The organism is Primorskyibacter sedentarius, assembly GCF_004342065.1.
Lineage (GTDB): Bacteria > Pseudomonadota > Alphaproteobacteria > Rhodobacterales > Rhodobacteraceae > Primorskyibacter > Primorskyibacter sedentarius.
On sequence record NZ_SLZU01000015.1, the window covers coordinates 74039 to 99747 of the forward strand.

Sequence of the window (25709 nt, forward strand, 5' to 3'; positions counted from 1 at the left end):
ACGCAACGGCATTACGCGGGCGACGAATTTCGAAGCGACTTGCCGCTGGTAATTCAACCATTACGTGATCTAAGATGATATTTACCAATCGTAAACAATACCATGTCTTATTGACCGACATCGAAAACCGGCAAAAGGCACACGTGGGAACCCTCAATGACTTTCTTTCCGGCTTCGCGAAAATTGACCGTAATTCGACCCCCTATATTCGATTGCACCTGCCCTAGCCCCCATTCGGGGCAATCAGGGTGGCGCACGATCATGCCGGGCTCCAGCATTGCGTTCATTTCGTCCATGACAACTCCTGTCGTGGGAGGGACCAATGATGCATGGTAACGCCAACCTCGCAGAGTTGATAGGTTCTCGTATCTGTCATGATCTCATCAGCCCGATTGGCGCCATCCAGAACGGGTTGGAGCTGATCTCGCTGACCGGGGACGCTGATTCTTCGCCGGAGATGGAGCTGATTTCGGAAAGCTGCGCCCATGCCAATGCGCGCATCCGTTTCTTTCGCATCGCCTTCGGGTCCAGCGGCTCTGGCCAATCTCTCAGCGTGAACGAGGCCCAATCCGTCATCTCGGGCATGTATGCAGGCGACCGTTTGAGTGCGGATTGGACCCTGTCCGAACCGGCCCCGCGCGAGGAGGTGCAGCTCGCCCTTTTGGCCCTGCTCTGCATGGACCGGGCGCTTTTGCGTGGCGGGAATGTCCAGATCAGCCGCAGCAATGGCGAATGGCATCTCGCGGCCACCGGACCGCAGATCCGGGTAGATCCGGCAATCTGGAAAGTGCTGCGCGGAAGCGTCAGCGCATCGGATATCCGGCCTGCGGATGTCCAGTTTCCGCTTCTGGCCGTGCGCGCGGCCGACCAGGGGCGCGACATCAACTGGCGGGAGACAGAAGAGACAATCGACATCCGTTTTTGACCCCCGCCCCGTGATCCGGGCACCCTAGAAAAACGGGGTCAGCCGCGTATCGCGCCGTCGCCGGTGACGAGGTACTTGAAGCTCGTCAACTGTTCCGCGCCCACCGGCCCGCGCGCGTGCATCTTGCCCGTGGCGATACCGATTTCGGCACCCATGCCAAATTCGCCCCCATCTGCGAACTGGGTGGAGGCGTTGCGCATCAGGATGGCACTGTCCAGTCGTTCGAAGAAATGGTCGGCAGCGGCATCGTCTTCGGTAATGATGCAATCAGTGTGGTTGGAGCCGTATTGCCGGATATGGGCGATGGCCGCGTCGATATCCGGTACGACCTTTGCGGCGATATCCATGTCGAGATACTCGCGCCCCCAATCTTCGGAAGTGGCGGCCTCTGTCCCCTCGATCGCCATGAGCGTCTCGTCGGCATGAACGCGCACACCGGCCTGAAGCAGCGCGCGAATGACGCCCTGACCGACCGTATCGAGCACGTCTTGATGGATCAGAAGGCACTCCGCTGCACCGCAGATACCGGTCCGGCGGGTCTTGGCGTTCAGGACGATATTCAGCGCCTTGACCGGATCGGCCTGCTTGTCGATGTAGATATGGACGATGCCTTCGAGATGGGCAAAGACTGGCACGCGCGCTTCGCGTTGAACCAGCCCGACCAGCCCCTTGCCTCCGCGCGGGACAATCACATCGATCGTATCGGTCATGGTCAGCATTTCGCTGACGGCGGTACGATCACGGGTCGGAACCAGCTGTATCGCATCTTCGGGCAGGCCCGAGGCCCGCAGACCTTCGACCAGACAGGCATGGATCGCCTGCGAGGAATGAAAACTCTCGGACCCGCCGCGCAGGATCACGGCATTGCCCGCCTTGAGGCAGAGCGCGCCCGCATCCGCAGTCACGTTGGGACGGGATTCGTAAATGACGCCGACAACGCCAAGCGGCGTGCGCACGCGTTTGATATGCAGGCCGGACGGTTGGTCCCACTCTGCAATAACGGCCCCCACGGGATCTGCCTGTGCCGCAACGGCGCGCAGCCCGTCGCAGATGCCCTTGATCCGCTCTTCCGTCAGCAAGAGACGGTCCATCATCGCATCCGACAGGCCCTTGTCGCGCCCGAATTCAAGATCTCTGGCATTGGCCTCGACAATGGTGGCACGCGCAGCCCAGACAGCATCTGCCGCAGCCTCAAGCGCCTGCGCCTTTGCCGATGGCGCGGCATAGGCCAGTTCCGCAGCCGCCGCTTTTGAACGGGCGCCGATTTCAGCCATGATGGCGGGAATGTCGTCGAGGTCTTTCATGGGGCAGCCTTTCGTGTTGGGCCGGGCGGGACCGACCGCAGAAACTATAGCAGAAGTCGCGCTTACAGCGCCATATCATCCCGGTGTATCAAGGCGGCCCGGCCGGGGTAGCCCAGCAGCGCCTCTATCTCGTCACTGCGATGCCCGCGAATGACGCGCGCCTCGGCAGCCGTGTAGCGTGTAAGCCCCTGCCCCAGACTGCGCCCGGATGTATCGCAGATCACCACCGGATCGCCGCGTCCGAAACTGCCAGAGACTTCCGTCACGCCCGCGGGCAACAAGCTGCGCCCCTGACCAAGCGCCCGCGCGGCGCCATCATCAAGCACCAGCGTCCCGCGCGGTTTCATCGCCGCGATCCAGCGTTTGCGCGCGGCATGCGGGTCCAGCAGCGGCGTGAACCACGTAGTAGGCGCCCCATTTTCCAGCGCTTGCAGCGGGTTCAGCACGAAGCCGTCCGAGATCGCCATGGCACACCCGGACGCGGTGGCGGTCTTTGCCGCCATCAGCTTGGTTTTCATCCCGCCTTTGGACAGGCCGGAACCGGCATCGCCCGCCATTGCTTCGATCGCGGGCGTGATCTTGTCGATCACATCATAGCGGCGCGCGTTCGGGTCTTGCGCGGGGTTGGCAGAATAGAACCCATCGACATCCGACAGCAGGATCAACTGATCCGCCCCCACCGTCACTGCAACCTGTGCGGCCAGACGGTCATTGTCGCCATAACGGATTTCATCAGTGGCGACGGTGTCATTTTCGTTGACGATCGGCACGACGCCGTAACCGACAAGCGTTTCCAGCGTCGCGCGGGAATTGAGATAGCGGCGGCGATTGGCGCTGTCCTCCAGCGTGACCAGCACCTGCGCGGTGGTGATCCCATGGGGGGTGAGCGCCTCTTCATAGGCGCGGGCCAGGCGGATCTGGCCAACTGCGGCGGCGGCCTGGCTTTGCTCCAGTGCAAGATCGCTGGGAGGCAGACGCAGAACGCCCCGCCCCAGCGCAATGGAACCCGAAGAGACGAGGATCACATCCGTGCCGCGCGCCTTGATCCTTGCGACATCCGCTGCCAAAGCGTGCAGCCAGTCGGACCGCAGCGCCCCGGTGTCCCTGTCAACCAGCAGGGCCGAGCCGATCTTGACGACGAGCCGTTTTGCTTCGCTCAGGGACGCCAAGCTTCCGACTCCTGTTCGGGACCCTTCTGACGGATCCGATCCTGCGAAATCTGCGACCGGACAGCACGCAACACCTCTTGCAGACCTTCCCCCGAAACGCCGGACATCAGCATGACTGGGCCGTCTACCACGGCCACCAGCTCTTCTTTCAGAAAGGCACGTTCTTCCTCGTCCAGAGCATCGATCTTGTTCAGCGCGGTCACACGGGGCTTGTCGGCCAGTTCCGCGCCATAGGCTTCCAGCTCTTCGATGATGGTTTCGTAATCGCGCACCGGATCCCCGGAGGTGCCATCCACAAGGTGCAGCAGGACGGAACAGCGTTCGATATGGCCAAGGAAGAGATCGCCCAGCCCCCGCCCCTCATGCGCGCCTTCGATCAGGCCGGGAATATCCGCCATGACGAACTCGGCGCCATCGACCCCCACAACGCCCAGATTGGGGTGCAGCGTGGTGAACGGGTAATCGGCAATCTTGGGCCGCGCGTTCGACGTGGCCGCAAGGAAGGTCGACTTGCCCGCGTTGGGCAGGCCCAGAAGGCCCGCATCCGCGATCAGTTTCAGCCGAAGCCAGAGCGTGCGTTCCACACCCTCCTGCCCCGGATTGGCCCGGCGCGGTGCCTGATTGGTCGCACTCTTGAAGTTGAGGTTGCCCCAACCGCCATTACCGCCCCTGGCAAGCAGGACGCGCTGGCCAAGCTCTGTCATGTCGGCGATCACGGTCTCTTCGTCTTCGTCAAGAATCTCTGTCCCGACAGGCACGCGCAGCACGATATCTTCGCCGGTCTTGCCGGTGCGCTGTCGGCCCATGCCGTGCTGGCCGTTCTCGGCAAACCAATGCTGCTGGTAGCGGAAATCGATCAGCGTGTTCAGCCCGTCGACCGCCTCGGCCCAGACATTGCCGCCATTGCCGCCGTCCCCCCCATCGGGGCCACCGAATTCGATATACTTCTCGCGGCGAAAACTGACCGCGCCGCCCCCGCCAGAGCCCGAACGGATATAAACTTTGCACAGATCTAGAAATTTCATCGGGGCCCCCGGGGGTTTTGCCTGTCAGGCGATAGTGTTTCTCGCGCCAAGGCTCAAGCCCCGCAATGCAAGACGGCGCGGGATCTGCCCCCCGCGCCGCTGCAATTCGGGCATTCCGCCTTAGCCGCGCAGCTTCTTTATGTAGGTCCAGGTCGGAACCGTTGCATTGCGGGCGACGCAGAAAACCTCGGCGTCGCCAATATATTCGAACCCGCAATTCGTCAGCACCCGCGCCGAGGCCGGATTGTCCTGAAAGACGCTGGCGAACATGGTCTCATTCGACAGCGGATTGGCATTGACCAACGCCTCGACCGCCTCGGATGCCAGACCGGTGTTCCAGAAGGCGGGTGCCACCCAATAGCCGACCTCGGACTGGTTGCGATCCATCCGCTCCAGCGAGATCAGCCCCATCACCTCGGGCCCCTGCGCCTTGGTCCCGTCGATCGCCCAGATATCTTCGTCACGCACGGGCGCGAGCGAACGCTGGATCAACGCTTCCGTCGTCCCCGGTGGAAGCGGGTGCGGAATGGAACTGGTCATCTTGGCGACGCGCGGGTCACCGGCATGCATTTCGATAAGCCCGCCATCGCTTTTGCGCAGCGGGCGCAGGTCAAAACGCTCCGTCTGGACGACGGGCTGAGGATCAATCTCGTGGTCAAGGCTCATCAGGTTCCTCCCTTAAAAAGCCCGCGCGGCGCATGTGCCGCACATCGGTTCGCAATTCGCACCACCCTTGGACTTTGCGGCCTGCCGACGTTTGCCAATGCACGTCTTTTTGGCCGTCCTGGCTGTCACAGGTTGGGTGAAGAAAACTGCGTAACCCTTAATATCAGATGGTTATTGTCTGCTCGGCTTGCAAGGCCCGCCCCTCCCCGGAAGCCTGCGAAAAGACCCACGGAAAGTGACGGGGCACCATTTCGGCCGATACCCGCACAAACCGCGAAAACGAAAAAGGGGACCGGCCCTTAAGCCGATCCCCCAAATTGTTTTTTACCAATGGGTCGGCTTACTCAGCGGCCTCCGCCACTGGCAGGACCGAAATAAAGGTGCGGCCTTTGAGGCCCTTGTGGAATGTGACCTTGCCTTCTTCGGTGGCAAAGATCGTGTGGTCGCGGCCAATGCCAACGCCCTCACCCGGCCACCACTTCGTGCCGCGCTGGCGGCAGATGATGTTTCCGGGGATTGCATGCTGACCACCGTAGAGCTTTACGCCCAGACGGCGGCCTGCGGAATCGCGTCCGTTGCGGGAGGAACCGCCTGCTTTTTTATGTGCCATCTTTCAGCTCTCCTTACTTCGAAGCCAGTTCTTTGGCCTGAGCGATCCAGCCTTCACGCTCGATCCGGCCTTTGAACGACAGTTTCTCGTCCATCTCGGTGACGTCCGCTTCGGTCCAGGCTGCGATCTGGGCGAATGTGGTCACGCCGTTCTCATGCAGCTTCTTTTCCAGTGCGGGGCCAACGCCCGACAGTTCCTTCAGGTCGTCGCCACCGGCAGCAGGCGCAGCGGCCTTGGGGGCTTCAGCCTTCGCAGCGGCCTTTTTTGGCGCGGCTTTCTTCGGTGCGGCGGCGGCAGCAGCCACGCCCGCAACGGAACCGGCACCAACAGCAGCCTTGACACCGGATGCATCCGCGCCAGAGGCCAGAATCTCGGTGATCCGCAGCAGGGTCAGCTGCTGGCGGTGACCCTTGGTCCGCTTGGAGCTGTGCTTCCGGCGGCGCTTGACGAAGTTGATGACCTTGTCACCCTTGATCTGGTCGATCACGTCGGCCTGCACGGCGGCACCAGCCACCAGCGGAGCACCGACGACGGGGCTGTCGCCACCAACCATCAGAATCTCGTTGAACTGGACTTTTTCTCCAGCATCAGCAGCCAGCTTTTCCACCCGGAGCACATCGCCCGACTGTACTTTGTATTGCTTGCCGCCGGTTTTCAGAACCGCGAACATCTCGGTCTTCCTTCGTTTCTTCCGCGTCCTGTGGCCCCGGCCCTGCCGGTGTTGCTGGGGCTGGCCCCGCCTCGAACTGCGTGCCCCGTTTCGGGACATCGTTACAACAAAACACGACAGCGGAGCCAAAGGCCCCGCCGTGCGTGTTCGGGGCTTATCGGTCGAGTTCGCCGCGTTGTCAAGCTTTCTTGGCAGGCTTTCTGGGCAAGTGCGGACCTAAAGATCCTGTCCCTGCATCTGGGTCGCCGCAGCCAGACCCAACGCATAGGACACGTCGCCATACATAACGTCAAAGCCTGCGAAAAGCGCACGGTTCATGGCCGCGCCCGCCTCTGTCTTCGACAGCGCGATATAGTCCCTGATCGCCGGATCCTCCAGCGGGCCATATGCCAGCAAAAGATAACCATAAAGCCATTCCTGTGTATCTGCGCGGGTGTCGTCTTCCTGTGCCCAGACATCCGACAGTATCTCGTCTTCGCTCATGTCAAAGGCACCGCCATCCGCCAGGCCAAGGTAGAACCTGTAGCTGGAGTTCAGCGCCCCCACGACATTGGCCTCGACCAGGTCATTCACCTCAACAAAGGCTTCAAGCAGTTGCAGCCGGTCGTCATCCGTCCCGTCGACCGTGCGATAGGCCGCTCGCGCCTGATCTTCGACATCCTCATCCACCAAAGCGCTGCGGGCGCTGATCTCCAGCTCGACAATGCGCTGGCCCTGTTCGGAGCTGAAAAAGGCCAGAAGCGGTTCGATATCCGTATCACCAAGCGCGTCGACGAAGCCTTTCCGAACCGTCGCCTCCATACGCTCTGCATCGTAGATCTCGCGCACCACCTCGTCCCAGCTTTCTGTCGCACCGCCGGGGATAAGATCCTCGGCAAGGTCGTGGCCATATTCGATCCCTTCGTCGCGCATGACGCTGATCTCCTGCGGGATGCCAAGCGCATCCAGTAAGTCCTCCGCCGGATCGGCCATCGCAGGCCAGCAAAGCAGGACCAGCGGAGCGGCCAAGAGATGACGAAGGAACATATTGTGCTACCTTTTTGCGAGCAGGGTTGCAGCTCTACCTAGTCGCTCGTCCGGTGATTTCCAAGCAGAGCCTTCGCCCCCGGCAACCTCTCGCCACAGGTATGTGAGGGACAAGTTCGATGTTAGGCCACATGGGTCAGGAAGTCGTTTCTGCCGGTTGCCAGGCCCACCACGGTTCCGCCCGAAACCCTTGAGACGATCCGAAGTTTCCCCTGCCCCCGCTTTTACTGTTGCACCCCACCGCCGGAGCCGCTAAATGCCACCTCCACCAGACCCCCGCGGAGAGGTGCCGGAGTGGTCGAACGGGGCGGTCTCGAAAACCGTTGAGCCTTCACGGGTTCCCAGGGTTCGAATCCCTGTCTCTCCGCCATAAAACCTGCATCGTACTCAGGTTTTTCTTTTGTATCGCAATAACTTAGCAAACTCAAAGCACACCTGACCACACCGAGTTGCTACACAATTTGCTACACATTTTCTATCATTCACAGTGCGGCGCGCTGACATCTGTAGCAGCAGAAGGGTCGCCAGCGCGCCTGACGCGGGGTGTCTATGCCCGCGTGCCTCAGGGGAAGGTCAGGAACAGAGCGACTGGCGCAACTCGGTCAGGGCTTCCTGGGCATGCATCAGGTCGTGCACCGCTTGCAGGGTCTCGTGCAGGTCGAAGAACATGATCATCGCACGCCCCAGCTCATCCGCGCGCTCGGTTGTCTGCCTCTCCTGCCAACAGGCGGGCGCCGAGACGTTGCACTCGTCGTAGTCGTAGCGCTGATGCACGGTCGTGCCCTTGTCGATCTCCCGGGTGAGAAAATCCATCTGCACGTCCAACTCCTCCAGGATCTCCGGGGTGAAGATCCGGCGGGCCTCGATGGCCTTGATCAGCCGTTCAAAGCCGAGACGCTCCAGCGGTTGGATGTTGTGCAACACGTCCATCCGGATCGCCGTGATGCACTCGCGGGATTTGGCGAAGGCCGACGCGCCGATGGCTTCGATATTGTCGTAGGTGATGGGCAAAAGCTGCTGTGTCATACGAGATCTCCTTTGGATTTGAGGGGGATGGTGGCGCAAGATGCGCGGTTCCGCTCCAGGAGACCGCGCTCTTCGCGTTGCCAGCGCGCCTCTTCCTCCCGACGTTCCCGCCGTTCCTCGGCCCGGATATCTGCCTCAGCCTGCAGGCGGGCCCGGACAGCGTTCATCCGGTCCAACAGCGGCGGGTCGAGCCGACCAATCCGGGTGCCGCGCTCGTCACCGCCCTCAAAGCCAGGGTGGTTGACGCTGACGATCACACGCCGCGCACAGACAAAGCGGGACGGCCGATCCAGCCCCGCCGCGTCGCACGAAGCCGTGTGCCCGACGCGGACCTCATAGCCCGTGTTGGCCTTGGTGCGCGCGGAGGTGCCATAGGCAAGCTCGACGAACTTTGTGCCGTTCAGCTCGAAGACATCAAGCACGAGGCACGGCCGCCGCTTGGGCTCCTCTGTCGGGCCGTCGGCGTCCTCATTTACCGGAAAGGCAAACAATACAACGTCACCGCGTTCGACGAGATCTTTCCAGTCGAAAACCGGGACGAAGGATTTGGGGGAATGGTACATCTGGGGTCTCCATTGATGTGATTGGAAATCGACACCAGCTTTGAAAACCTTCGAAAAAGCCTCCAGTTTTGCTGCGCGTCACAAAGCGCGCGCAGCAAAACTGGAATGCAGAAACCGGGAGAGCGGCGAGAGGGTGACCCTCTCGTCAAAATTTGGGCAAGCGATCAAAGACGGTGAAGCCGCTGCCAGTCCCTGCGCCACTTACAAACGGCTAACTCGCACAGATTGCAGTCCTTGCAGAATCTAACAAAGCACACCTCGTTGTCGCGCTAAGCTTGATAGAACGCCGCGGCGCAGCTTAGACATTGCAGCCGTTCAAGGACCGCGCAGCATTTTCGAAGGTCGCACAGCGGGACTTAGCGGGCATCCGCTGTTTGCCGTCAGATTCCAGCTTCTTGCTCGGGGCCAAGCTGGCGGCGTAGTAGGGCGTTCGTTCGACCCCGACGTGCTGTCATCTCAGCTCAATTTCGCCATCAACTTCTGTGACCCTGCCTCCGCCTGCCGCGTCCCGGGCAACAAAAGTACCGAAACCGGTCATTCCGGCAAATCGACCCGTGCCATTGACGACTTTCCAAACACCCTGACGTTGGGAGTTATTGGACTTGTCAGCCCACAAGTTGCTGTCCTCAGGCATCTCTTGAACGACCGTCCAACGGTCCGGCTCCTCTCCGAAGATGCAGATGCCATCGCCCGTGATTTCCTGGGACGTCCAGAAACCCGCACCGTGGCATTCAATGGCCATATCGTCAAATGGGCCAGTTTTCCAAGCGATTTCACCCTCGGAACTGTAGATATAGTATCCGGAATCTGATCCTGTCGCCCAAGTTCGAGTACTCGACAAAGAGGATGTTTCGCCATTTATGGCTTCGCCGGCATATGTTGCCGAACCCGCCAGGAGCACGACAATGTAAGTGAGCGTCTTCATCCAAGAACCTCCCCTTCAGCACGGCACCGAAAGCGAACTAAATCGAGGTTCCCAGAACGGCCGCTGGACAAGTCGAGCTTAGATAGGCCGGATGCCCGGTGCAAGCCCCTCCCTAATTACCTGGAATAGACCAAAGCGCAGTCTCCCGAAGAATCTGCGCAGGCAAGTGGCAGTCAGGCTTGCGCAGGGGCGGAAATGCGACTGTGAATGGCCGTTTCGGGCTCACTGCCGCCATGCAGCACCGCAGCGTCCTGACCACTGGCCTGTGCAGTTGCCGTCGTCGTCGTATGTGACCGCAGGCAGCCCTTTCGCGACGTTCATGCGAAGCTCAGCTTCAGCTATGCTGCAGGCGCGAGATTCGTGGGCCATTTCCTCGGAAGCCGCCGCTCCTAAGGCGGTGGTGTTTCTGGCCGATGCTGCGGTCGGCACTAGCAACTGTATTCCTCAGGCGGCTTGATTGGCCCATTTCAGGCGAGATTTGCAGAGCGCGTTCGCAATCGTGACGAGCTTGCGTGCGACGGCTGTGATGACAACCTTGTGTGGCTTTCCCGCGGCTCTCAGGCGGTCAGCGAAGGTTTTCAGGATCGGGTTGTGATGGCTGGCAACGAGGGCCGCCTGGAACATGACGTGTCGCAGCTGGCGCCGTCCTCCTCCAATGGCGCGCTTCCCGCGCATGGCGCCGCTGTCATGTGCGATGGGGGCCAGACCCGCGAGCGCGGCGGCCTGCTCACCCGAGAGCTGGCCGACCTGACCCCACCGATGGGCACGCCGAACGCAAGGCTGCGCTAGACATGATCAACCGGCACTCCCCGGGTTCGACCAGGCGCCTGACGCTGGCGGCGGACAAGGGGTATGACAGCGTCGATTTCGTCGCCGATCTGCGCCGCATGGTTGTCACGCCGCATATTGCACAAAGGGTCCGGCATTCCGCGCTCGACGGTCGAACGACCCGCCACCCCGGCTACGCCTGGTCACAGCGTTGCCGGAAGAAGATCGAGGAGCATTTCGGCTGAGCCAAGACGGTCGGCGGTATGACCCAAACCGTCCACCGCGGCATCGAGAAGATGCGCGCGCAATTCACGATGACCATGGCAGCGTGCAACTTGGCACGGTTGCCCAGGTTGCTGGCGACATGAGCCAAGGAAAAAACCCGCCAGTGACGCGGGCCACGGAAGCCGAAAGCCGATGAAAAACAATCCCTCGACCTTCACGTACCGTTTTTCAGCAGCCTGCTAAAGCGCTGATTTTCCCTGCTTGGGTGGCTTGCACCAAATGCCCTTAATCCCTGGCCGAACGCGGCTCATCCTTCAATGTCCTGCCCTCACTAGCTAGATTTCTTTAGCATGAAATGCCATGGGTCAGACTTTTGCCATACGTCGAAATCTGGAGAAAAAGTCTTTCCAGAAAACAACAGTATCCACTAGGTTATCCACCACGTATCTAGAGTGGAATGCTCATCATGGACTGGACTGGTTTAGGATTCTCGGTTGCAGTGGGTGGCATGATTGCGGGCATCCTGACTGCGTTGGATGCCCTGCTTTTGACACGACAGATTGCATGGCTCAACAATCTGGCGCTTCGCTGGTATTTTTACATGGACGATTTGAGGCTCCCAAATCTTGCGAAAATAGCGGTCCTTCGATTGGAGAGAATATCCAAGCTGCTGATTTTTTATATATACCCCGTAGTTCTTATCCCAACTGCCACCTCGATTTATTACGTCATTGCACATCAGGTTGATGTTGGCGCGTTCGAGTTCTTTTATATGCAAATTTTTAGCAGGCCCTTAGTGCTACTAACATTTCCGTTTGTCCTGGGGCTAACCACTTTGATTCCATTCATGCTGGCCCTATCATTATCGGTCAAGACGCGATATTTTCCTTTGGTAGCCGTTTCATTATGCTCTATCGGATTATATTTCTGCATAAAGGCAATCGTTTTACTAAGGGATATTATCGAAATGGGCGGCGACGATATTATGTTTTTTATCTTTATCGCGATTATTTGCGCGACGGCTCCGGTACTAATCTATTTGGGCCTAGTTTTCGCGATGCTCCTGCTTTACGCCAGTTTTCATCTTTTTAAGCTGACAACCTGCCACCTGCTTGAATTAAGCTTCGAAAAGAAAACGATCTTTGCTCACTTGGGTGTTTTGATCGCCCTGCTCGTTGTTGTTGGGAAAGGTCTTCTGGAAGTCAAAAAACTGATGCTAGGATGACACCAGGCTCCGAACGACTCTCGCTACTGTAGGGACCTGTCATGGAACATCGACTCATCATCCAGCGCCGGAGCATTCTGCTTATCAACCCTCGTTTTTAGCGCGGCTCGAACTCGTCTGGATCGGTGCGGCGTGCAGCGCGTGGCTTGAGCTCGGGGATCAGCACGTCGGCCTTTTGCTTGTAGCGGGCGTGTGCCAACCGGATGGCAAAGCGCACCGTATCTTCCGCAGCCAACCGGAAGTGGCGGCTGAGATCGTCCAGTTGTTTTGCGTGCCGGTCATCTAAATTGAGCATGAGTGTATGTCTCATGGTGGTCTCCTTTCGTTAGTTGGGGGAAAAATCATTGCCGCGATCTCTGCTGCGCTAGGCATCGCGCGTGCGACCGCGCGCCGGTTTTTCGGTGCGCACGGTCTCGGGCACGCGGCCAAGCGCCATGGCTTGGGCAACATCGCGGTTTAATGCCTGAGTCTTGTTTTGTTGTTTCTCGCGCGCCAGCTTGACCTCGCACTGCAAGCTGCGACGTTCGGCGAGTTGCTTGGTGATTGTGTCTTGTTTCTCGGCGCCATCACGCTGATGGGCGCGCGCCATAGCGGCTTCGTTGTCTTGTCTGATCTTGCGATTCTTGCCCGTCACCCAGCCCCATAGGCCCCGCATTCCCTTGGGCGTGCGGGCTGCGCGGGCCTTCTCTTCGGCCAGCCAGCGCTGTTCTTGCCGGGTTTTGAGTTGCTCACGGGCGCGGCGCTGGCGCTGCACCATCTGTTGACGCTGAAACTGCGCCGCCAGACCCGCCTTGTGCGCCTTGGCTTCTTCCTCCTTCACCCAATCCTTGAGCTTGGGCGTAAGGCGTTCGCTGATGTGCGCCTTCGTCTCATCGACGGACAGTAGGTCTTTCGGATCACCAAGGCGGGCTTTCAGGTCTTTGGTCTTGGCTCCGCTCATCCGGCTCAGCGAGTAGGTCTCGCCGCGCCAATCCACGGCAACAAAGCCGCGCTTGTCGCCGCGAGCGAGCCAATATCCCTTGTCACGCAATGCCGCTTCGAAGGCTTCGCGGGTGTCGGAAGCCCCCCAACATTCGCGGATTAGAGATTGAGTGTGCTTGGGGTCTTGTTTGGTGCGTTTGGACTGCTGCCATTCTTGCAGCGTGAAGGCGAGCGGATCGCGCGCAGCACGATCACGGAAACCATCGGGCATCTTCCAGCCATGCTCAAGATAAAGCTCCCGCGCGATTTCATTCAGGCGGGTTTTGTACTAGGGTAGGTTGATGGCCTTCATTTCCTCACCGTCGATCCGGCTCCATACAGCGTGGGCGTGCCTGCGGCCTTCCTTTTCGTGGAAGACGATGGCGCGTGGCTGGCCTTCCAGGCCAAGCCTGTTTTCAATCCGCGCAATCGCGGCCTCGAAGTCCTCCACCGCCACATCTTCATGCTCGGGCGGGTTGAGGCTGAGTGAGAACAGGTGTTTCTTGCAGCGCGTGCCACGGGCAATGGCCTCGCTTTCCTGCATGGCGCCCGCCAGATCATCGGCGGCAAAGCCCCGAAGATCATGCAGCTCGACATGTTCGTTGTCGTGGGCGTTCATCAGATGCTTCGCCAGTTCCTTACCTTTGCTGCGCTCGTTGCCCTTAAGGATCATCGCGCACCTCCATCGAGCCCAAGGGCATCGATCAGCTTGGCGCGCAGCTTGGCGATGTCGGCGCAGGCCTCGCGAAGTTCATCTTCAATCTCGGGATGGACGGGCAGCGTGCCGGTGTTCACAGCGCGCGCAAGCTGGTTGAGGTTGCTGGACAAGCGAGATTGTCCCAGCGCGGCCAGAACCCGCCCCAGCACTTGATGATCCTTGACCGGAGCACCGCCGCGCCGCCGAACCTTCGGCAATTCTCCCGCGAAAAGCACCGACTTGATATACGCGCCCAAGGGCTCGCCCGCCGCCGCCGCTTCCAGTTTGGCGCGCTCGTCAAAGGTCAGGCGCAGCGAGAACGGCGCTTCCCGCTTCTTTTCTGCCCCTTTGGCTATGTTATTATGGTTATGGCGCGATTTTGACATTGTCGCACCGCAGATCACTTAGATCATGTTGTGCGAGATGGGTTTCCCACTCTTGAAGGGTGTCGAAGAGAGAGTTCAAACTTTCTCCCTCTAGGCGCCCCTACCGACGCCGATGCCCTTGCTCAGGGCGAATATGCCATACCCCTGCAAGGTGTCTCGATTATCCTGTTGGGACCAGGCTCGACCGTCAGCCATGACGCACTTCGTCTTCTGGCTCACGCGCGCACCGCGTTGGCTGCCGTGGGCGAAAACGGCGTACGAATGTATACTGCGCCGCCCATCATTCCCGACCGCTCCGGTTTGGCACGGCTGCAGGCACGGATTTGGGCGGATGATGATTTGCGCGTAATGACTGCGCGCCGCATGTACGCTCTGCGTTTGGGTGAGGTTCTTCCCCATCGCAATTTGAATGTTCTGCGCGGGATTGAAGGCGCCCGAATGAAACAGACCTACGCTCTATCGGCAGACCGTATAGGCATCAAATGGTAAGGCCGACGCTACAGCCGCGCCGACCCGTTGGTTGCCGATCTTCCTAATCAGGCCTTGAACCATGCAGCCAGTGCGGTCGAGGCTGCTGCAGCCATTGCCGTATGCGCCAGGGCCACCATTCCGCAATTGGGATTCATCCATGAAGATCCCGGCCAGTCCTTCGCACATGATGTGGCCGATCTTTACCGTGACAGTATCACCATTCCCTGCGCCTTCCGGGCCGCAAAGCATGTGACGGAACGCCCCGCCGACAATGTCGAACGAATGACCCGCCGCCTGACAGGCACAGCACTGGCCAAAGAAAAAGTGATCCCCGAGATGATCGAGCGGATTAAGGCGATAATCGAGGGCCGCGACTAGTGCCGTCGACCATGATCGTCACCCGCAATGTAGAGGCACGCTACCGTGGTTTCCTGACCTCGATCATGCTCGAAGTTTCGGCAGGCGTCTATGTCGCGCCTAACATGACCCAAGGCGTGCGCGAACGCACTTGGGCAGTGATGAACGACTGGTGGCCGGCGCTTGGAAACGGCTCTTTGACCCTGATCTGGCGCAATCCCACCGCAGTCGGGGAATTTAACATCGAAACATTGGGCGAGCCACCGAAAGAAATTGTGGACGCTGACGGCATATTGCTCGTAAAGCGAAAGTAAAAGCAGAATAAGTCTCCCGAACGCTCTTTGACAATCTAATAACATCAAATATTTACCTGCCAGAGGTTCCCCCGCACGCGCGGGGATAGCCCCTGATTTCGGCCTGCCATCTGCTGGCGAGGGAGGGTTCGAGTGCAGTTTTTTTCTCTTTTGTTAGGTAAGTTGGATGGTCGTAGAGACGGAACTCCACTCTTGCGCCCTTAGGGGGCTTCAGCGATCAACCAATTTGTTTCCCATGCCCACAACGCGCCGTTGAGGTAGCTGTCACATCCCGGCAGGTAGTATGGCTGCTTCTTGAACAGCTCTGGCTTGAGTTTGTGCCAGTCCTTCATCGCCTGCAAGGGCGTCTTGCTGCCCAAGGCTGATTGCGGGAGTTGTTGGTTGTAGAGCCAGACATACCTGTGCAGCGTCGTCTCCAATTCTTCGCCTGATCGGAAGTGGTGGCTTTGCAGCACTTCTTCGATGCGGCCATTGAAGCGTTCGACCATGCCGTTGGTCTGGGGTGACTTTGGCGGCGTCAACCGATGCTCGATGTCGAGGGCTGCGCACAGCGTGTCGAACTCATGCCCGCCGGTCGCGGCGCGCTTGCGCAGGCCGAAGAGGCGGTCGGTGAATTCATTGCCGTTGTCGGTCAAAATTGTGCGGATGCGCAACGGACACGCGCGCTCCAGGTCACGTAGGAAACGCCGGGCGTTGTCCGCCGTCTTGGCCTTGAAAACACGGATGAACACCCACCGCGTCGCCCGATCAATGGCGACGAAGAGATAGCGGCGGGAACCCTCATCGGCCATTGCGGTAGGTATTTCACATCGATGTGGATGTAGCCGGGCTCGTATGCCTTGAACGCGCTGTGCTTCGGCTTCGGTGCCTTGGCCTTGAGATCGCGCAGGTTTCCCACGCCATGCCGACGCAGGCAGCGATCCAGCCCGGAGCGCGAAGCCTTCGGGTTCAGGAATTCCCTGACCACCGCCAGCAGGCCGTCGAGCGAGACCAGCAGCGTCGTGCGCAAGGCCACCGCGACAGCCTCCTGGGCTGGCGTCAGCGTGGTCTGCAGCCGGTGCGGCGTGTGACTGCGATCCTCGACACTGTCGCGCTGACGCCATTTGTAGATCGTCTGCGGTGTCACCCCGAAGCGGTCTGCGAGAACCGTCCCGGCGTCATCGCTGGCCTGAATGGCGGCCCGAACCTTTGGCGTGGTCGTCGCTTGCTTGTGAAGGTGGATCAGCATGGTCGCCCCCGTCTCGAACGTCCCTCAGGACTGATCTTGCCATGAAGAGCGCAGATCGCCGAGGGGAAATGTGATCATCCGGGATGGAACACCTAGGTTAAACCTGTTCTTTTGTGGAATTACCATCCTGCCGAGGTACTCGAGGTAACGCTTGGCGTAGCTCGCCGCAATTACTTGATTGGTCATCTATTTCTCTGCGCGAAATTGATTGCAGAGTTTACCTTGCGATCCGGAAGCTGATTCTGAAAAAACGCCTATTCACGCGACCAAGGTCGAAGCCCCTGAATTCAGCTACATAATTGCGGATTCGGTAAACACCTTCATTCGTGTTATAGTAAAGAGGTGGAGAATTTAGCTCCCGATAATCTATTGTTTTGCAAACCAATTTGAAGCCCAGGGATTATGTCATGAAAACTGTTTTTCAATCTCAGCTTGAATGCACCCGTGTTGTCGAAAACCTACTAACCAACGGATCCCGGATCTTATCCGAAGCTGCATTTGCAAGCCCCGAAGGCTTGGAGACGGTTGGCGGCGAGCGGGCAGGCCCTTCAAACTTCGGTCAGGCCGTCGATCGCCTGCGCGAAGGCCGGACCAATCTTGGTGCGCCAAGCTATACTGAGGCAATTGTGATGCGCACGGGCTTTCCATCTCTGCTTGTTCAGAACGGGACTTTCGAACAGCCCAAACTGCAACATTGGAAAGACGTTCTGAACCCAAGGCGTAACATGATTGACCGGGTGATCAACAATGTGGGGCGCGTCGATCTCGTGAATCATCCCAATTACAAGTGGGTCGGCACTGCCTGGCGCGTGAATGAGGATTGCTTTGTCACGAACCGTCACGTTGCAGAGATTTTTGCGGCTGCGCGGGGCGGTGGCTGGGATGTGCTTCGCGGTATTACCGCCTTTGTGGATCTGCGCGAAGAGCACGGGTCTGGTGAACAAATGGAACTGCTGGTGTCCTCGATCCTGCATATCGAGGATGCGGGTTTGCCGGATGTTGCAATCATACGCGTGGATGGTGCCGCCCTGCGCGATATGGCGGAACCGGTCTCGCTTCAGCTTGGCGATCGGGCTCCGGACGTGATTGGCGTTATCGGATATCCGGCCAAAGCCGTGCGCGACAACCCGGTCGACGCGATGGACCGCTATTTCAACGACATTTACAACGTGAAACGCTTTGCGCCTGGCGAGGTCATGGATCCGGAATTTTCTTCGACAGTGTTCACACATAATTGCACGACGTTGGGCGGCAACTCGGGTTCTGTCGTCATCGATGTCGAAACCGGATGCGCGATTGGTCTTCACTATGCCGGCAGCGCCCTTTCGCAGAATTATGCGGTTCGGATCGGCGCGGTGGCCAATATTCTTTCCCGCCGCTCAGTCAGTTTCTTGACCAGCAGTGCTGGTAAAAACAGCCGGAGAAACTCGGGGGACAGTGGTGGACGGTCATCGGAAGCAGCCGGGGATTTGTCCGACCGCGAAGGCTATCAGCCTGATTTTCTCGGATCCGGTTCGCTGCGCGTTCCTTTGCCCGAACTGAATTGTATGCAGGAGCGCAAACTCGCCCGAACAGAGTCCGGAGAGGCCGAGCTGAAATACACTCACTTCTCGGTCGTCATGAATGGCGAACGTCAGCTTGCCTTCTATGCCGCTGCCAACATCGACGGCGACGAATTGCGGCGCCCTCGGCGCCAAAGATCGTTCCGACTGGATCCCCGATTAGATCGTGATCATCAGTCGGGAGAAGATCTCTATCGTGCCAATCCGCTGGACCGCGGGCACCTTATCCGTCGGCTGGACCCCTGTTGGGGAACCAAAGCCGAAGCCGAGCAGGCAAACCGAGACTCGATGTTTTTTCCAAATATCGGTCCGCAGCATAAAGACCTGAACCAGAAAATCTGGCTCCAGCTGGAAGAGCATATTCTCAACACAACCGATGATGCAGATGCTCGGATTTCGGTATTTGTCGGTTGCCTGTTCGACGATGACGACCCGGTACATCAACCTACCGGAATCCATGTGCCGATGGGATTCTGGAAAGTCGTCGCCTCGATCGGGCGGGTACGGCGTGGGCGGGTGAACCGCCGGGTGCTGCAGGCGCAAGCCTTCATTCTGTACCAGGGCCATTTGGTCAAACCGCAAGATCTGGAGTTGGTTTTTGGACAGGGTTTCGAGGAATACCAAGTTACGATTGAAGAATTGGAACGGCTGACAGGGCATGACTTTGGATCCCTGCGCGATTCTGATACCTTCGCCGTGACCTCCGAAATGCGATCCGAACACCGCGGACGATTGGAATTGGCGGAAGGTTTTTCAGTGGATCGCTCAGATCATGTCAAGCGGCTCCTTTCGCTTGAAGATATCGTCACGGATTAAGACGCGATGCTGAGATCCTTGAATGGAAACGGGTCTTCGGCAAGCTTGTCTTTTGGCATGGAGAGGAAGCTTGATGCGCGCGCCGACGTCGGCGACGTACGCGATTTCATTTATAGACCCACGCTTTCAGGTCTTGCCAGCGGTATCGACGCCCGCGAGAGCGCAGATTGGTGGGCGGACGGACGCATTCGGGACCAGGGAACGACTTCGAACTGTACGGCACAAGCGCTGGCAGGAATTGTAGACCATCTTCGTGCACGCGACCGGATGGTCAACGCGCCTAGCGGTTCCAGCCTCGCCGCCGAATTCCGGAAGCCTTGGGCATCGGAAAAAATGCTCTACAACATTGCCCGTTTTCACGACGAATTTCCCGGTGAGAATTACAAAGGTTCTTCAATCCGCGGCGCCTTGAAAGGCTTCTATTTTAACGGTGCCTGTAGTCGGCAGGCCGCCAAAGAACTGGCGGATGATGAGTGGCACATGACAAGGGCCATCCTCAAAAGTGCGCGACGGGTTCAGTTAGGGGCGTACTACCGCGTACGAGCGCATCTGTCGGACGTACATGCCGCGTTGAACGAAGCGGGCCTCGTGCTTGCTTCGGCCGTTGTTCACGAGGGATGGGCAACGGATGGCGGGAAGATACTCTTCAATAACGAGTCCGCCGGGAAAGACATGCTGCATGCATTCATTTTGATTGGCTACACCCAGCACGGGTTTCTCGTCCAGAATTCCTGGGGAACCGAATGGGGAGATAACGGCGTTTCCCTTTGGACTTACGAAGATTGGTCCGTGAATGTCATTGATCAGTGGGTACTACGGTTGGCCGTGCCAGTGATAGGCTCCTCGGAAACAGGAAACCCGCAAACAGCGGCGAACAGCCGGTTTCGTCTGGGCCGCGCCAGCTATGAAGAATTCGGGCAACGCACGATAACACCGGCGACCAGGTTCGACGTTCTGGGGCATGTCGCATCACTCTCACGCGGAAGGCTTGACCGATACGGGCCCTATCACGTTGATCAGGCAACTTTGGAAGAGACCGCACGGCTGATCCAGAACAGCCCTGATTACAAGCATGTCCTGATTCATTTCATGGGGCTGCAGCGCCACGAAACCGCTACGATGTCGGCATTGCGGGACGCCATCCCCGTCTTCAAAAAGAACGGCATCTACCCATTCTTTGTGACGGTCGAAAACGATCTGTCCTCAGCGGTGCATGACATGGTCGAAGCCGAGGTTTCCTTCGCAAACCGTATCGTTGGCGAGACTGAAAGCAGCGAAAAGGACCGCAGAATTGAAGCACGCATTTCTGGCGCTGCCTTGCGCATTGTCGAAGAAATCCAACGAAGCTCGATGGCGGTCTTCTATGGGAAGGATCTGGACCAGCCTGCCGAGGGCGTCGAAGTTCTCAACAGTCTCTTTGATGCGTTGAACGCGCGGTATGTTGCTGGCGACGTTTCCTTTCACTTTTCTGCTCACGGATTCGGATGTCGGCTCCTGGCTACATTGATCAAACGGTTCAATCTCCTGAAGCACCGGCCCATACTGTCGTCGGTCAGTCTTCTTTCCCCGATGATCTCGGCGCGGGTTGTTCTCGAAAGCTTTTGCGACCGTCTCGTGCACCCGCGCGACCTGCCGCTGAACCGCAAGGCGAAATGCGACGAAACTGCAATCGAACACTTGGACATATACTGGCAAGATCAGGCGGCAGTCCTTTGCGACCGCCCCATGCACGGGTACGCTGGAAACTGGCCACAACTCTGGTCACAGGTTCTGGCTATTGCCTGCCAGCGCGAAGCACAAACAGGTGAGCGTCTGTCACCCGGCGATCCGCAATTTGAGGAGATGTATGATGCCGACCCTCTCGTAGCACTTGGTGATAGAGACCAACCCGAGATGGAATCGCTCGGTATCAAGACACATGCGAAGGACGCGATGCACCGTGATTTTGACCTCAGACCCGTCGTACTGGACACGCTTCTGACACGTATCCTTGGTCGGGAACCGACAATGAGTTTCGCAAACGCCTATCCCGATCAGGACAGTTTGCTGCAGGATTGGTGCGACCCTTTCGGAAAGGCCCCATCTTCATCGGCAAACCTTCTTGCATCGCGTCGCCTGCCATCAAGTCGACAGATCTGGTAAGATGACGCCCGTCCCGACCGAGAAAAGAATGGCGCCAAGAGCTCTGCGGTGTTTTATCTTTCGGTCCGTTTGTCATTTGGCATGTGAACAGCGTGCAATTCTTACCTCGAAACGGGGTCATCTCAGAAGCCGATAAGGCTCAAGATTGCGTGCCGAATGATAGAGCCGCTTGGATCGTTAAAGGACAATGAGCTTTCATGCTATAATATTGTTGACCTGAGACGCATCTCTCCTCCAACCTTTGAGAGAATCCGGGTTTTGTTTGCTCTGCTCCCCAACCTTGGACCGCCGGAAGCTGGATTTTTCCGGGGGCAGAGCAGGGCAGAGCAGTTCACGGTTGCAACCGTGGAGTTCCCGCGGGCAGTCGATTGATGCGGAACAATGTGTTCAAGAACTGCGATTTCGTTTTCTCTGAGAAATGTCCGACAAAGAGCCGGTCAACAGTACCATCGCTGAACATCCCGTACAGTGCGTGATCGAATTCGTCAGGCAGCCTCCGGAAGTTTCTGCTCGACACGACGAAGGCATAGGGTTCGTAACTGCCCTGCGCCGTCGGTTTGAAATCGGCCTTACATTCGACACCGCTGACGGCAGCAACGTCTTCGATCGCGGCCCGAACGATCTCAACGTCACCGTAATAGAGGGCAATCCGTCCGGCGCAGAAATCCTTTGCCGCTTCCGCATGAGTTTTCAGTGGTTTGGGACAGATTTTCAGGTCAGCCGTCGAATTTTTAACGCCTCTTCTGACGGCAGCCTCGCTGGTTGAGCCCTCGACAAATCCCCAGATCTCATACTTTTTCTCAGGGGCCGGAAGAGGTTTGTCGGGAAACATCTGAATGGGAATCTTGCTCGACACGGATTTAAAGAAACTTTGTTTTTCATCGTTTTTTGGCTTCAGTAGTTTCTCTTCTGCCGCGATAGCATCGGCACAGTTAGCTATCTTTCCGCCGAATTGGCCAAATCCCATCGCTGACCGGGCGGGGTGGGTAGTCTTGACGTAAGACCCGTTTGCCACAAAGACTATGGGCGAAAACCGCAGGCTTGGCTCGGCATCCAGTGCAATGAACTCTTTCATCCGGCTCAGCGTGATGGTAGTCGGATCGCAGAGCAGATCAAAAGCGCCGTCCCCGGTTTCCAGAAACTTCTTACGCGCGTCGGCATTTACTTTTTTCGCCTCGAACTTATAGCCCGCTCGGGTGACTGCGTCGGTACATATATCCCAGAGAAATCCGAGATACCCCCCGGTATCCTTATCTCTCCAAATGAACGGACGGGCATCGACCCGCGCGCCGATGGTGATCGTTGGTCCCTCAGTTGATCCAATTGACTGTGCAAGGACGACAGGTGCCGATGCCAGCATGATCGAACATATGAGGAATCGCAGAGGCATTGGCTACTCTCCATTCTGTGGTGCCGCATCCGCTGATGCCTTGGACCGTCGGCCAGTTGAAGAGCGTGCGGGATTGCCGACCCGGGCACTTCTGATCGCTTCCGATAGGCAGAACATCACGGCGAAGCCAATGAGACCCGCATAAATCGCGGCATATGCGATGAGCCCGCGATCAATATCGTCGAGCGAAGTTCGCGTATTGTGGGCAAGCGCTGCCTGCGACATTGCAAAGCGCGTTAACGCGCCACACAGGGCCATGATGATCGCTGCCCAAACAGCCCAGCGAAGGCTCGATACGGACTCTTCATTGTCATTTGGGGTGGGCCAATCAAGAAGATACAGTACAAGCCAAGCCAAGACGGCACCGCGAAAGGCGGACGGAGCATTATATTCGAAAATGGCACGCAATGCTGTCCAAGCAACCTCTCTGTTGGCCTCCCAACTTAAGGTGAGCGCGGATTGCCACAAACCCAGTCCCACGATGATCAATGCGGCGACCGTCCAAGAAAAGCCGATGACGAAAATCGCCTGAGGCAAACCCCTCGTCCAATGCGAGTCGCAGATATTGTTCCAACGGTCCGCCTGGCGCGCACCATCGCGGATCATCAGCGCCACGAGAATTGGAATGCAATACTGGTTGGATGCCCCAAGAGTATAAGTGATAGCGCGGGAATAGAAATTTCCAGAGTTGCCGTAAAGCTGGAGAGCGGTTTCCAGGCGGCCAGGCCCCATGCTCCAGAGAAGTGCCAAGCTCAGGACGACGGCGATGGTCCAGAACCAGATCGTCATGGTCGAAAGGGGAAGCCGACCGGGTACGCGTCGGTCCTCAAGCATCGATCCAAGAAATTTTTGAAGCTTCTTGCGGGCAAGAATGCGCTGCCGCGTGATGTCCTTCGGCCCAGCATTCGTCGTGGGGTTGTCTTGTTCAGCCGTAATGATTTCGTGCTCCACGTAGAGCGCCAAAAGTATATGCAGGTCATTGGCCAGATCGGCCGTTTCTTCGGCCAGCCGTTCCCAGCTCTCTCGTTGCAATTCAATGGGGATGTCATTGCCCTTTTGTTCTACGTCGGCTTTTTCTTCAGGCTTTGGGTCGCTCGCTACCGAAGGTGGCGTGGAGTGGCCGGGGCGGAAGTCTGATTTCTCGTCGAGTTGCTGAATCAACGAAGCCGTGCGCTGGCGTAAGCTTTCCGCGAGCGGATCGAAGGCCCGCTGCGCTTCCAGATTGGCGAGTTTTAGTTTGCGGTTCAGTATCCACGTCGCAGTGGCGAAAATTATTTCTAGATCGTGGCGAAATTCATCCGGTGCCGTAAGTTTGCCTCTGGCGCCAATCTGATATTGAAGCATCCGTTCCCAGAACCCTCTAGGTATGAGCAGTTGGTTGTCTGGGATCGCATTGGTGTCGGATGATACAATGCCCAGCGTATTGCGACTGAGGTCTTCGCTGGCACCAATAACCCAGGTTGGAATCCCAGCTAAACGGTGCGATGTCAGGCGAATCCAGCCCTCGACCCGCTGCAGGGCTGGAAAGCTTGGTGCGAGACCCACAATGATCAGGGCCACGGTAAGAGAGACCGTCGAATCGACACCCAGACGCTTATTCTCTTCCTTGGGGCTTGCCTCATTCGACAATTGTTGGCTACCGGGCGCCTCCGCTGGGTTGAACCCCGTCGTTACTTGGGACGCATTATCTGCCCCGACGATCGGAATCTCGCGCGCACCGATTGCCTCGCCACCGAAATCGGGGCCACCGAAATACGGCAGCAGTTCGGCATACGCACACATGAAAAGGTAGATGACGAGCAGCGCGAGCGCATAGAAAATATAGGCGCGCAGAACGACGCGCTGCGCGCGCATTTTGTTGGGTGAGAGCAGGCTTACCACGCGTTCAAGCTGCCGACCGCCCTGATGGGTCTCCCGATCAAAGCGGTCGTAGGAGAAAAACGCGATAATGGCCGCCCCGATAAAGAGTGCTAAACCATCGGACATTTTGCCGTTTTACCATATTTATAGTGATCGATTACCGACAGGATTGTATGGCAGGGTTACAGGTTGCCTGAGCCAGAGCAATGTTAGTGTTCGATGCACCAATTAAAGAAATCAAAATTATGGCAATCAATTTCATAACGATCCTCCTTAATACGAAGACGATTATCAACATAGCGTAATTAACTGCTAAATGCAACTTATAAGAGAGTGGCAGTCAGTGGCTCTGATGATAGCGTGGATGCCCCTCCCAACGGCATCGCAACTTGCCATTGTGGTGAGTGTTATAAGGCGCTGCAAGAGCCGGTTTGGAGAAGATGGTTCACCTTTGTTGCGACGGCGGCGGCGGGAGGTGGCGATGCGCGGAACGGAGGAGGCGAGCAGATCGCTGTTCAGCTATGTTGATCTTGAGGAGCGGGTTCCGGCTCGTCATCCCCTGCGTTTGATCCGTCGGATCGTCAACGACGCGCTGGCAAGTCTCGATACCGTTTTCGAGGTGCTTTACACCGATTTCGGTCGCCCCTCCATCGCGCCGGGGCGACTGATCTGTCACCGATAGGCGATTGCAAGGCAGTCTGCCGAAAGGCGCGCCAGCCTTCTGCAAATGCTGTTCTCGATCCGCTCAGAGCGGCAGCTGATGGAGCAACTGGACGACAACCTGCGCTTCCCGGTCCCTGGTGCCGACCGTAGCATCGGCCAGAAACACCACCGCCTTCGGAACGGCGGCTTCCGAGGAAATGGCCCACGAATCTCGCGCCTGCAGCATAGCTGGAGCTGAGCTTCGCATGAACGTCGCGAAAGGGCTGCCTGCGGTCACCTGCGACGACGACGGCAACTGCCCAGACCGGTGGTCACGACGTTGCAGTGCCGCGAGGCGGCAGGGAGCCGTCTCCAACGGGAAGGTAATGGAGCCTTTGAGGAATGCCGCACCGCATCCAAGGTCGGCAGTGACCCCAAGGTGACCGATGCTGCGCTCACCGACCAATGGAAGTTTTCGCAAATTATTCGGTCGTTTTTATGCGGTGGAGACGTCGATACTGGCGGACGGTGAATGCTATTTCCACGTGATCAAAAGGGCATGCACAACGGTTTTGAGGTCGTGGGCAATGTCAGTCCGGGTGCGTGCATTTTTTTGAATGCCGGACGCGCATGACAGAATGAGGCGCGTAAGTGTGCTCGGGTTGTTGTAACCTGCTTCGGCAGTCATGCTCTCGATGCGCCTCGCGACATCCGTGTTCAACATTTCAAAAGCATGGCCCGCATAAATGACCTTGTC

General features: G+C 58.0%; 25 protein-coding genes, 1 tRNA gene and 3 pseudogenes. 9 read left to right on the forward strand and 20 right to left on the reverse strand.

Going from position 1 to position 25709, the window contains the following annotated elements; all coding sequences use genetic code 11:
• Positions 1-107 precede the first annotated feature (107 nt).
• Positions 108-296 (reverse strand): DUF3553 domain-containing protein, encoded by a 189-nt coding sequence (locus EDD52_RS17460; protein ID WP_132247358.1) that lies wholly within the window; start codon positions 294-296, stop codon positions 108-110.
• Positions 297-322: 26 nt separating this feature from the next.
• Here EDD52_RS17460 and EDD52_RS17465 point away from each other — a divergent pair, with 26 nt between their 5' ends.
• Positions 323-925 carry a histidine phosphotransferase family protein gene (locus EDD52_RS17465; protein WP_132247360.1) on the forward strand — a complete coding sequence of 201 codons (603 nt, stop codon included), beginning with the start codon at positions 323-325 and terminating at the stop codon, positions 923-925.
• A 38-nt stretch (positions 926-963) separates the two neighbouring features.
• Here the strand turns inward: EDD52_RS17465 and EDD52_RS17470 are convergent, their stop codons facing one another.
• The 7 genes from EDD52_RS17470 to EDD52_RS17500 form a co-directional block, all read right to left on the reverse strand.
• Positions 964-2229, reverse strand: a complete 1266-nt coding sequence (locus EDD52_RS17470; protein WP_132247362.1) for a glutamate-5-semialdehyde dehydrogenase — start codon at positions 2227-2229, stop codon at positions 964-966.
• Positions 2230-2291: 62 nt separating this feature from the next.
• The gene (gene proB, locus EDD52_RS17475; RefSeq protein ID WP_132247364.1) at positions 2292-3398 is read right to left on the reverse strand and encodes a glutamate 5-kinase; all 1107 of its coding nucleotides are present in this window, start codon (positions 3396-3398) and stop codon (positions 2292-2294) included.
• Positions 3386-4423, reverse strand: a complete 1038-nt coding sequence (gene obgE, locus EDD52_RS17480; protein ID WP_132247366.1) for a GTPase ObgE — start codon at positions 4421-4423, stop codon at positions 3386-3388. Before obgE ends, proB begins: the two co-directional genes overlap by 13 nt.
• A 120-nt stretch (positions 4424-4543) precedes the next feature.
• The gene (locus EDD52_RS17485) at positions 4544-5089 is read right to left on the reverse strand and encodes a GNAT family N-acetyltransferase (RefSeq protein ID WP_132247368.1); all 546 of its coding nucleotides are present in this window, start codon (positions 5087-5089) and stop codon (positions 4544-4546) included.
• Positions 5090-5429: 340 nt separating this feature from the next.
• Entirely contained in the window at positions 5430-5699 is a 270-nt protein-coding gene (rpmA, locus tag EDD52_RS17490; protein ID WP_132247370.1) for a 50S ribosomal protein L27, read from the reverse strand.
• 13 nt (positions 5700-5712) lie between these two features.
• Positions 5713-6369 (reverse strand): 50S ribosomal protein L21, encoded by a 657-nt coding sequence (locus EDD52_RS17495; protein WP_132247372.1) that lies wholly within the window; start codon positions 6367-6369, stop codon positions 5713-5715.
• 216 nt (positions 6370-6585) lie between these two features.
• Positions 6586-7395 (reverse strand): DUF2059 domain-containing protein, encoded by an 810-nt coding sequence (locus EDD52_RS17500; protein ID WP_132247374.1) that lies wholly within the window; start codon positions 7393-7395, stop codon positions 6586-6588.
• A 280-nt stretch (positions 7396-7675) separates the two neighbouring features.
• Here EDD52_RS17500 and EDD52_RS17505 point away from each other — a divergent pair.
• Positions 7676-7765: transfer RNA gene (locus tag EDD52_RS17505), tRNA-Ser, on the forward strand.
• Between the two features lie 203 nt (positions 7766-7968).
• Here EDD52_RS17505 and EDD52_RS24055 read toward each other — a convergent pair.
• From EDD52_RS24055 to EDD52_RS24405, 4 genes are all read right to left on the reverse strand, one after another.
• Positions 7969-8421, reverse strand: coding sequence for a hypothetical protein (locus EDD52_RS24055; RefSeq protein WP_243651992.1), 453 nt, complete (start codon positions 8419-8421; stop codon positions 7969-7971).
• Positions 8418-8984, reverse strand: a complete 567-nt coding sequence (locus tag EDD52_RS24060; RefSeq protein ID WP_243651993.1) for a type II toxin-antitoxin system PemK/MazF family toxin — start codon at positions 8982-8984, stop codon at positions 8418-8420. The genes EDD52_RS24055 and EDD52_RS24060 overlap by 4 nt, the downstream gene beginning before the upstream one ends.
• A 451-nt stretch (positions 8985-9435) precedes the next feature.
• The gene (locus tag EDD52_RS17515) at positions 9436-9909 is read right to left on the reverse strand and encodes a hypothetical protein (RefSeq protein ID WP_132247376.1); all 474 of its coding nucleotides are present in this window, start codon (positions 9907-9909) and stop codon (positions 9436-9438) included.
• A 444-nt stretch (positions 9910-10353) separates the two neighbouring features.
• Positions 10354-10584 carry a hypothetical protein gene (locus EDD52_RS24405; RefSeq protein ID WP_424449926.1) on the reverse strand — a complete coding sequence of 77 codons (231 nt, stop codon included), beginning with the start codon at positions 10582-10584 and terminating at the stop codon, positions 10354-10356.
• Between the two features lie 66 nt (positions 10585-10650).
• Here EDD52_RS24405 and EDD52_RS17525 point away from each other — a divergent pair.
• Positions 10651-11045, forward strand: a pseudogene (locus EDD52_RS17525) (transposase); the annotation flags it as partial.
• A gap of 323 nt (positions 11046-11368) precedes the next feature.
• Positions 11369-12127 (forward strand): hypothetical protein, encoded by a 759-nt coding sequence (locus EDD52_RS17530; RefSeq protein ID WP_132247378.1) that lies wholly within the window; start codon positions 11369-11371, stop codon positions 12125-12127.
• Positions 12128-12224: 97 nt separating this feature from the next.
• Here the strand turns inward: EDD52_RS17530 and EDD52_RS17535 are convergent, their stop codons facing one another.
• The 4 genes from EDD52_RS17535 to EDD52_RS17550 are packed head-to-tail and all read right to left on the reverse strand — an operon-like array spanning position 12225 to position 14170.
• Positions 12225-12437, reverse strand: coding sequence for a hypothetical protein (locus tag EDD52_RS17535; protein WP_132247380.1), 213 nt, complete (start codon positions 12435-12437; stop codon positions 12225-12227).
• Between the two features lie 54 nt (positions 12438-12491).
• Positions 12492-13319, reverse strand: coding sequence for a hypothetical protein (locus EDD52_RS17540; RefSeq protein ID WP_132247382.1), 828 nt, complete (start codon positions 13317-13319; stop codon positions 12492-12494).
• A gap of 57 nt (positions 13320-13376) precedes the next feature.
• Positions 13377-13760, reverse strand: coding sequence for a relaxase/mobilization nuclease domain-containing protein (locus EDD52_RS17545; RefSeq protein WP_132247384.1), 384 nt, complete (start codon positions 13758-13760; stop codon positions 13377-13379).
• Complete coding sequence (locus EDD52_RS17550) at positions 13757-14170, reverse strand: hypothetical protein (protein ID WP_132247386.1); 414 nt, start codon at positions 14168-14170, stop codon at positions 13757-13759. The genes EDD52_RS17545 and EDD52_RS17550 overlap by 4 nt, the downstream gene beginning before the upstream one ends.
• A gap of 543 nt (positions 14171-14713) precedes the next feature.
• On the opposite strand from EDD52_RS17550, the gene EDD52_RS24065 reads away from it, so the two are divergent.
• Positions 14714-15019, forward strand: a complete 306-nt coding sequence (locus EDD52_RS24065) for a CRISPR-associated endonuclease Cas1 (protein WP_243651994.1) — start codon at positions 14714-14716, stop codon at positions 15017-15019.
• 11 nt (positions 15020-15030) lie between these two features.
• Positions 15031-15312, forward strand: coding sequence for a type I-E CRISPR-associated endoribonuclease Cas2e (gene cas2e / locus EDD52_RS17560; RefSeq protein ID WP_243651995.1), 282 nt, complete (start codon positions 15031-15033; stop codon positions 15310-15312).
• Between the two features lie 263 nt (positions 15313-15575).
• On the opposite strand, the pseudogene EDD52_RS17565 reads toward cas2e, so the two are convergent.
• Positions 15576-16540 (reverse strand): annotated as a pseudogene (locus EDD52_RS17565) (IS481 family transposase); the annotation flags it as partial.
• A gap of 407 nt (positions 16541-16947) precedes the next feature.
• Here EDD52_RS17565 and EDD52_RS17570 point away from each other — a divergent pair.
• On the forward strand, positions 16948-18918 hold the full coding sequence (locus EDD52_RS17570) for a DNA/RNA non-specific endonuclease (protein ID WP_132247390.1): 1971 nt from the start codon (positions 16948-16950) through the stop codon (positions 18916-18918).
• A 6-nt stretch (positions 18919-18924) separates the two neighbouring features.
• On the forward strand, positions 18925-21060 hold the full coding sequence (locus tag EDD52_RS17575; protein ID WP_132247392.1) for a C1 family peptidase: 2136 nt from the start codon (positions 18925-18927) through the stop codon (positions 21058-21060).
• 331 nt (positions 21061-21391) lie between these two features.
• Here the strand turns inward: EDD52_RS17575 and EDD52_RS17580 are convergent, their stop codons facing one another.
• Together EDD52_RS17580 and EDD52_RS17585 are read right to left on the reverse strand one after the other, a co-directional pair.
• Complete coding sequence (locus EDD52_RS17580; protein ID WP_132247394.1) at positions 21392-22450, reverse strand: substrate-binding periplasmic protein; 1059 nt, start codon at positions 22448-22450, stop codon at positions 21392-21394.
• Positions 22451-22453: 3 nt separating this feature from the next.
• Positions 22454-24436, reverse strand: a complete 1983-nt coding sequence (locus EDD52_RS17585) for a hypothetical protein (RefSeq protein WP_132247396.1) — start codon at positions 24434-24436, stop codon at positions 22454-22456.
• 355 nt (positions 24437-24791) lie between these two features.
• Here EDD52_RS17585 and EDD52_RS17590 point away from each other — a divergent pair.
• Positions 24792-25100: pseudogene (locus tag EDD52_RS17590) on the forward strand (transposase); the annotation flags it as partial.
• 387 nt (positions 25101-25487) lie between these two features.
• On the opposite strand, the gene EDD52_RS23865 reads toward EDD52_RS17590, so the two are convergent.
• On the reverse strand, positions 25488-25709 hold a 222-nt coding region (locus tag EDD52_RS23865), incomplete at its 5' end, for a hypothetical protein (RefSeq protein ID WP_207906048.1).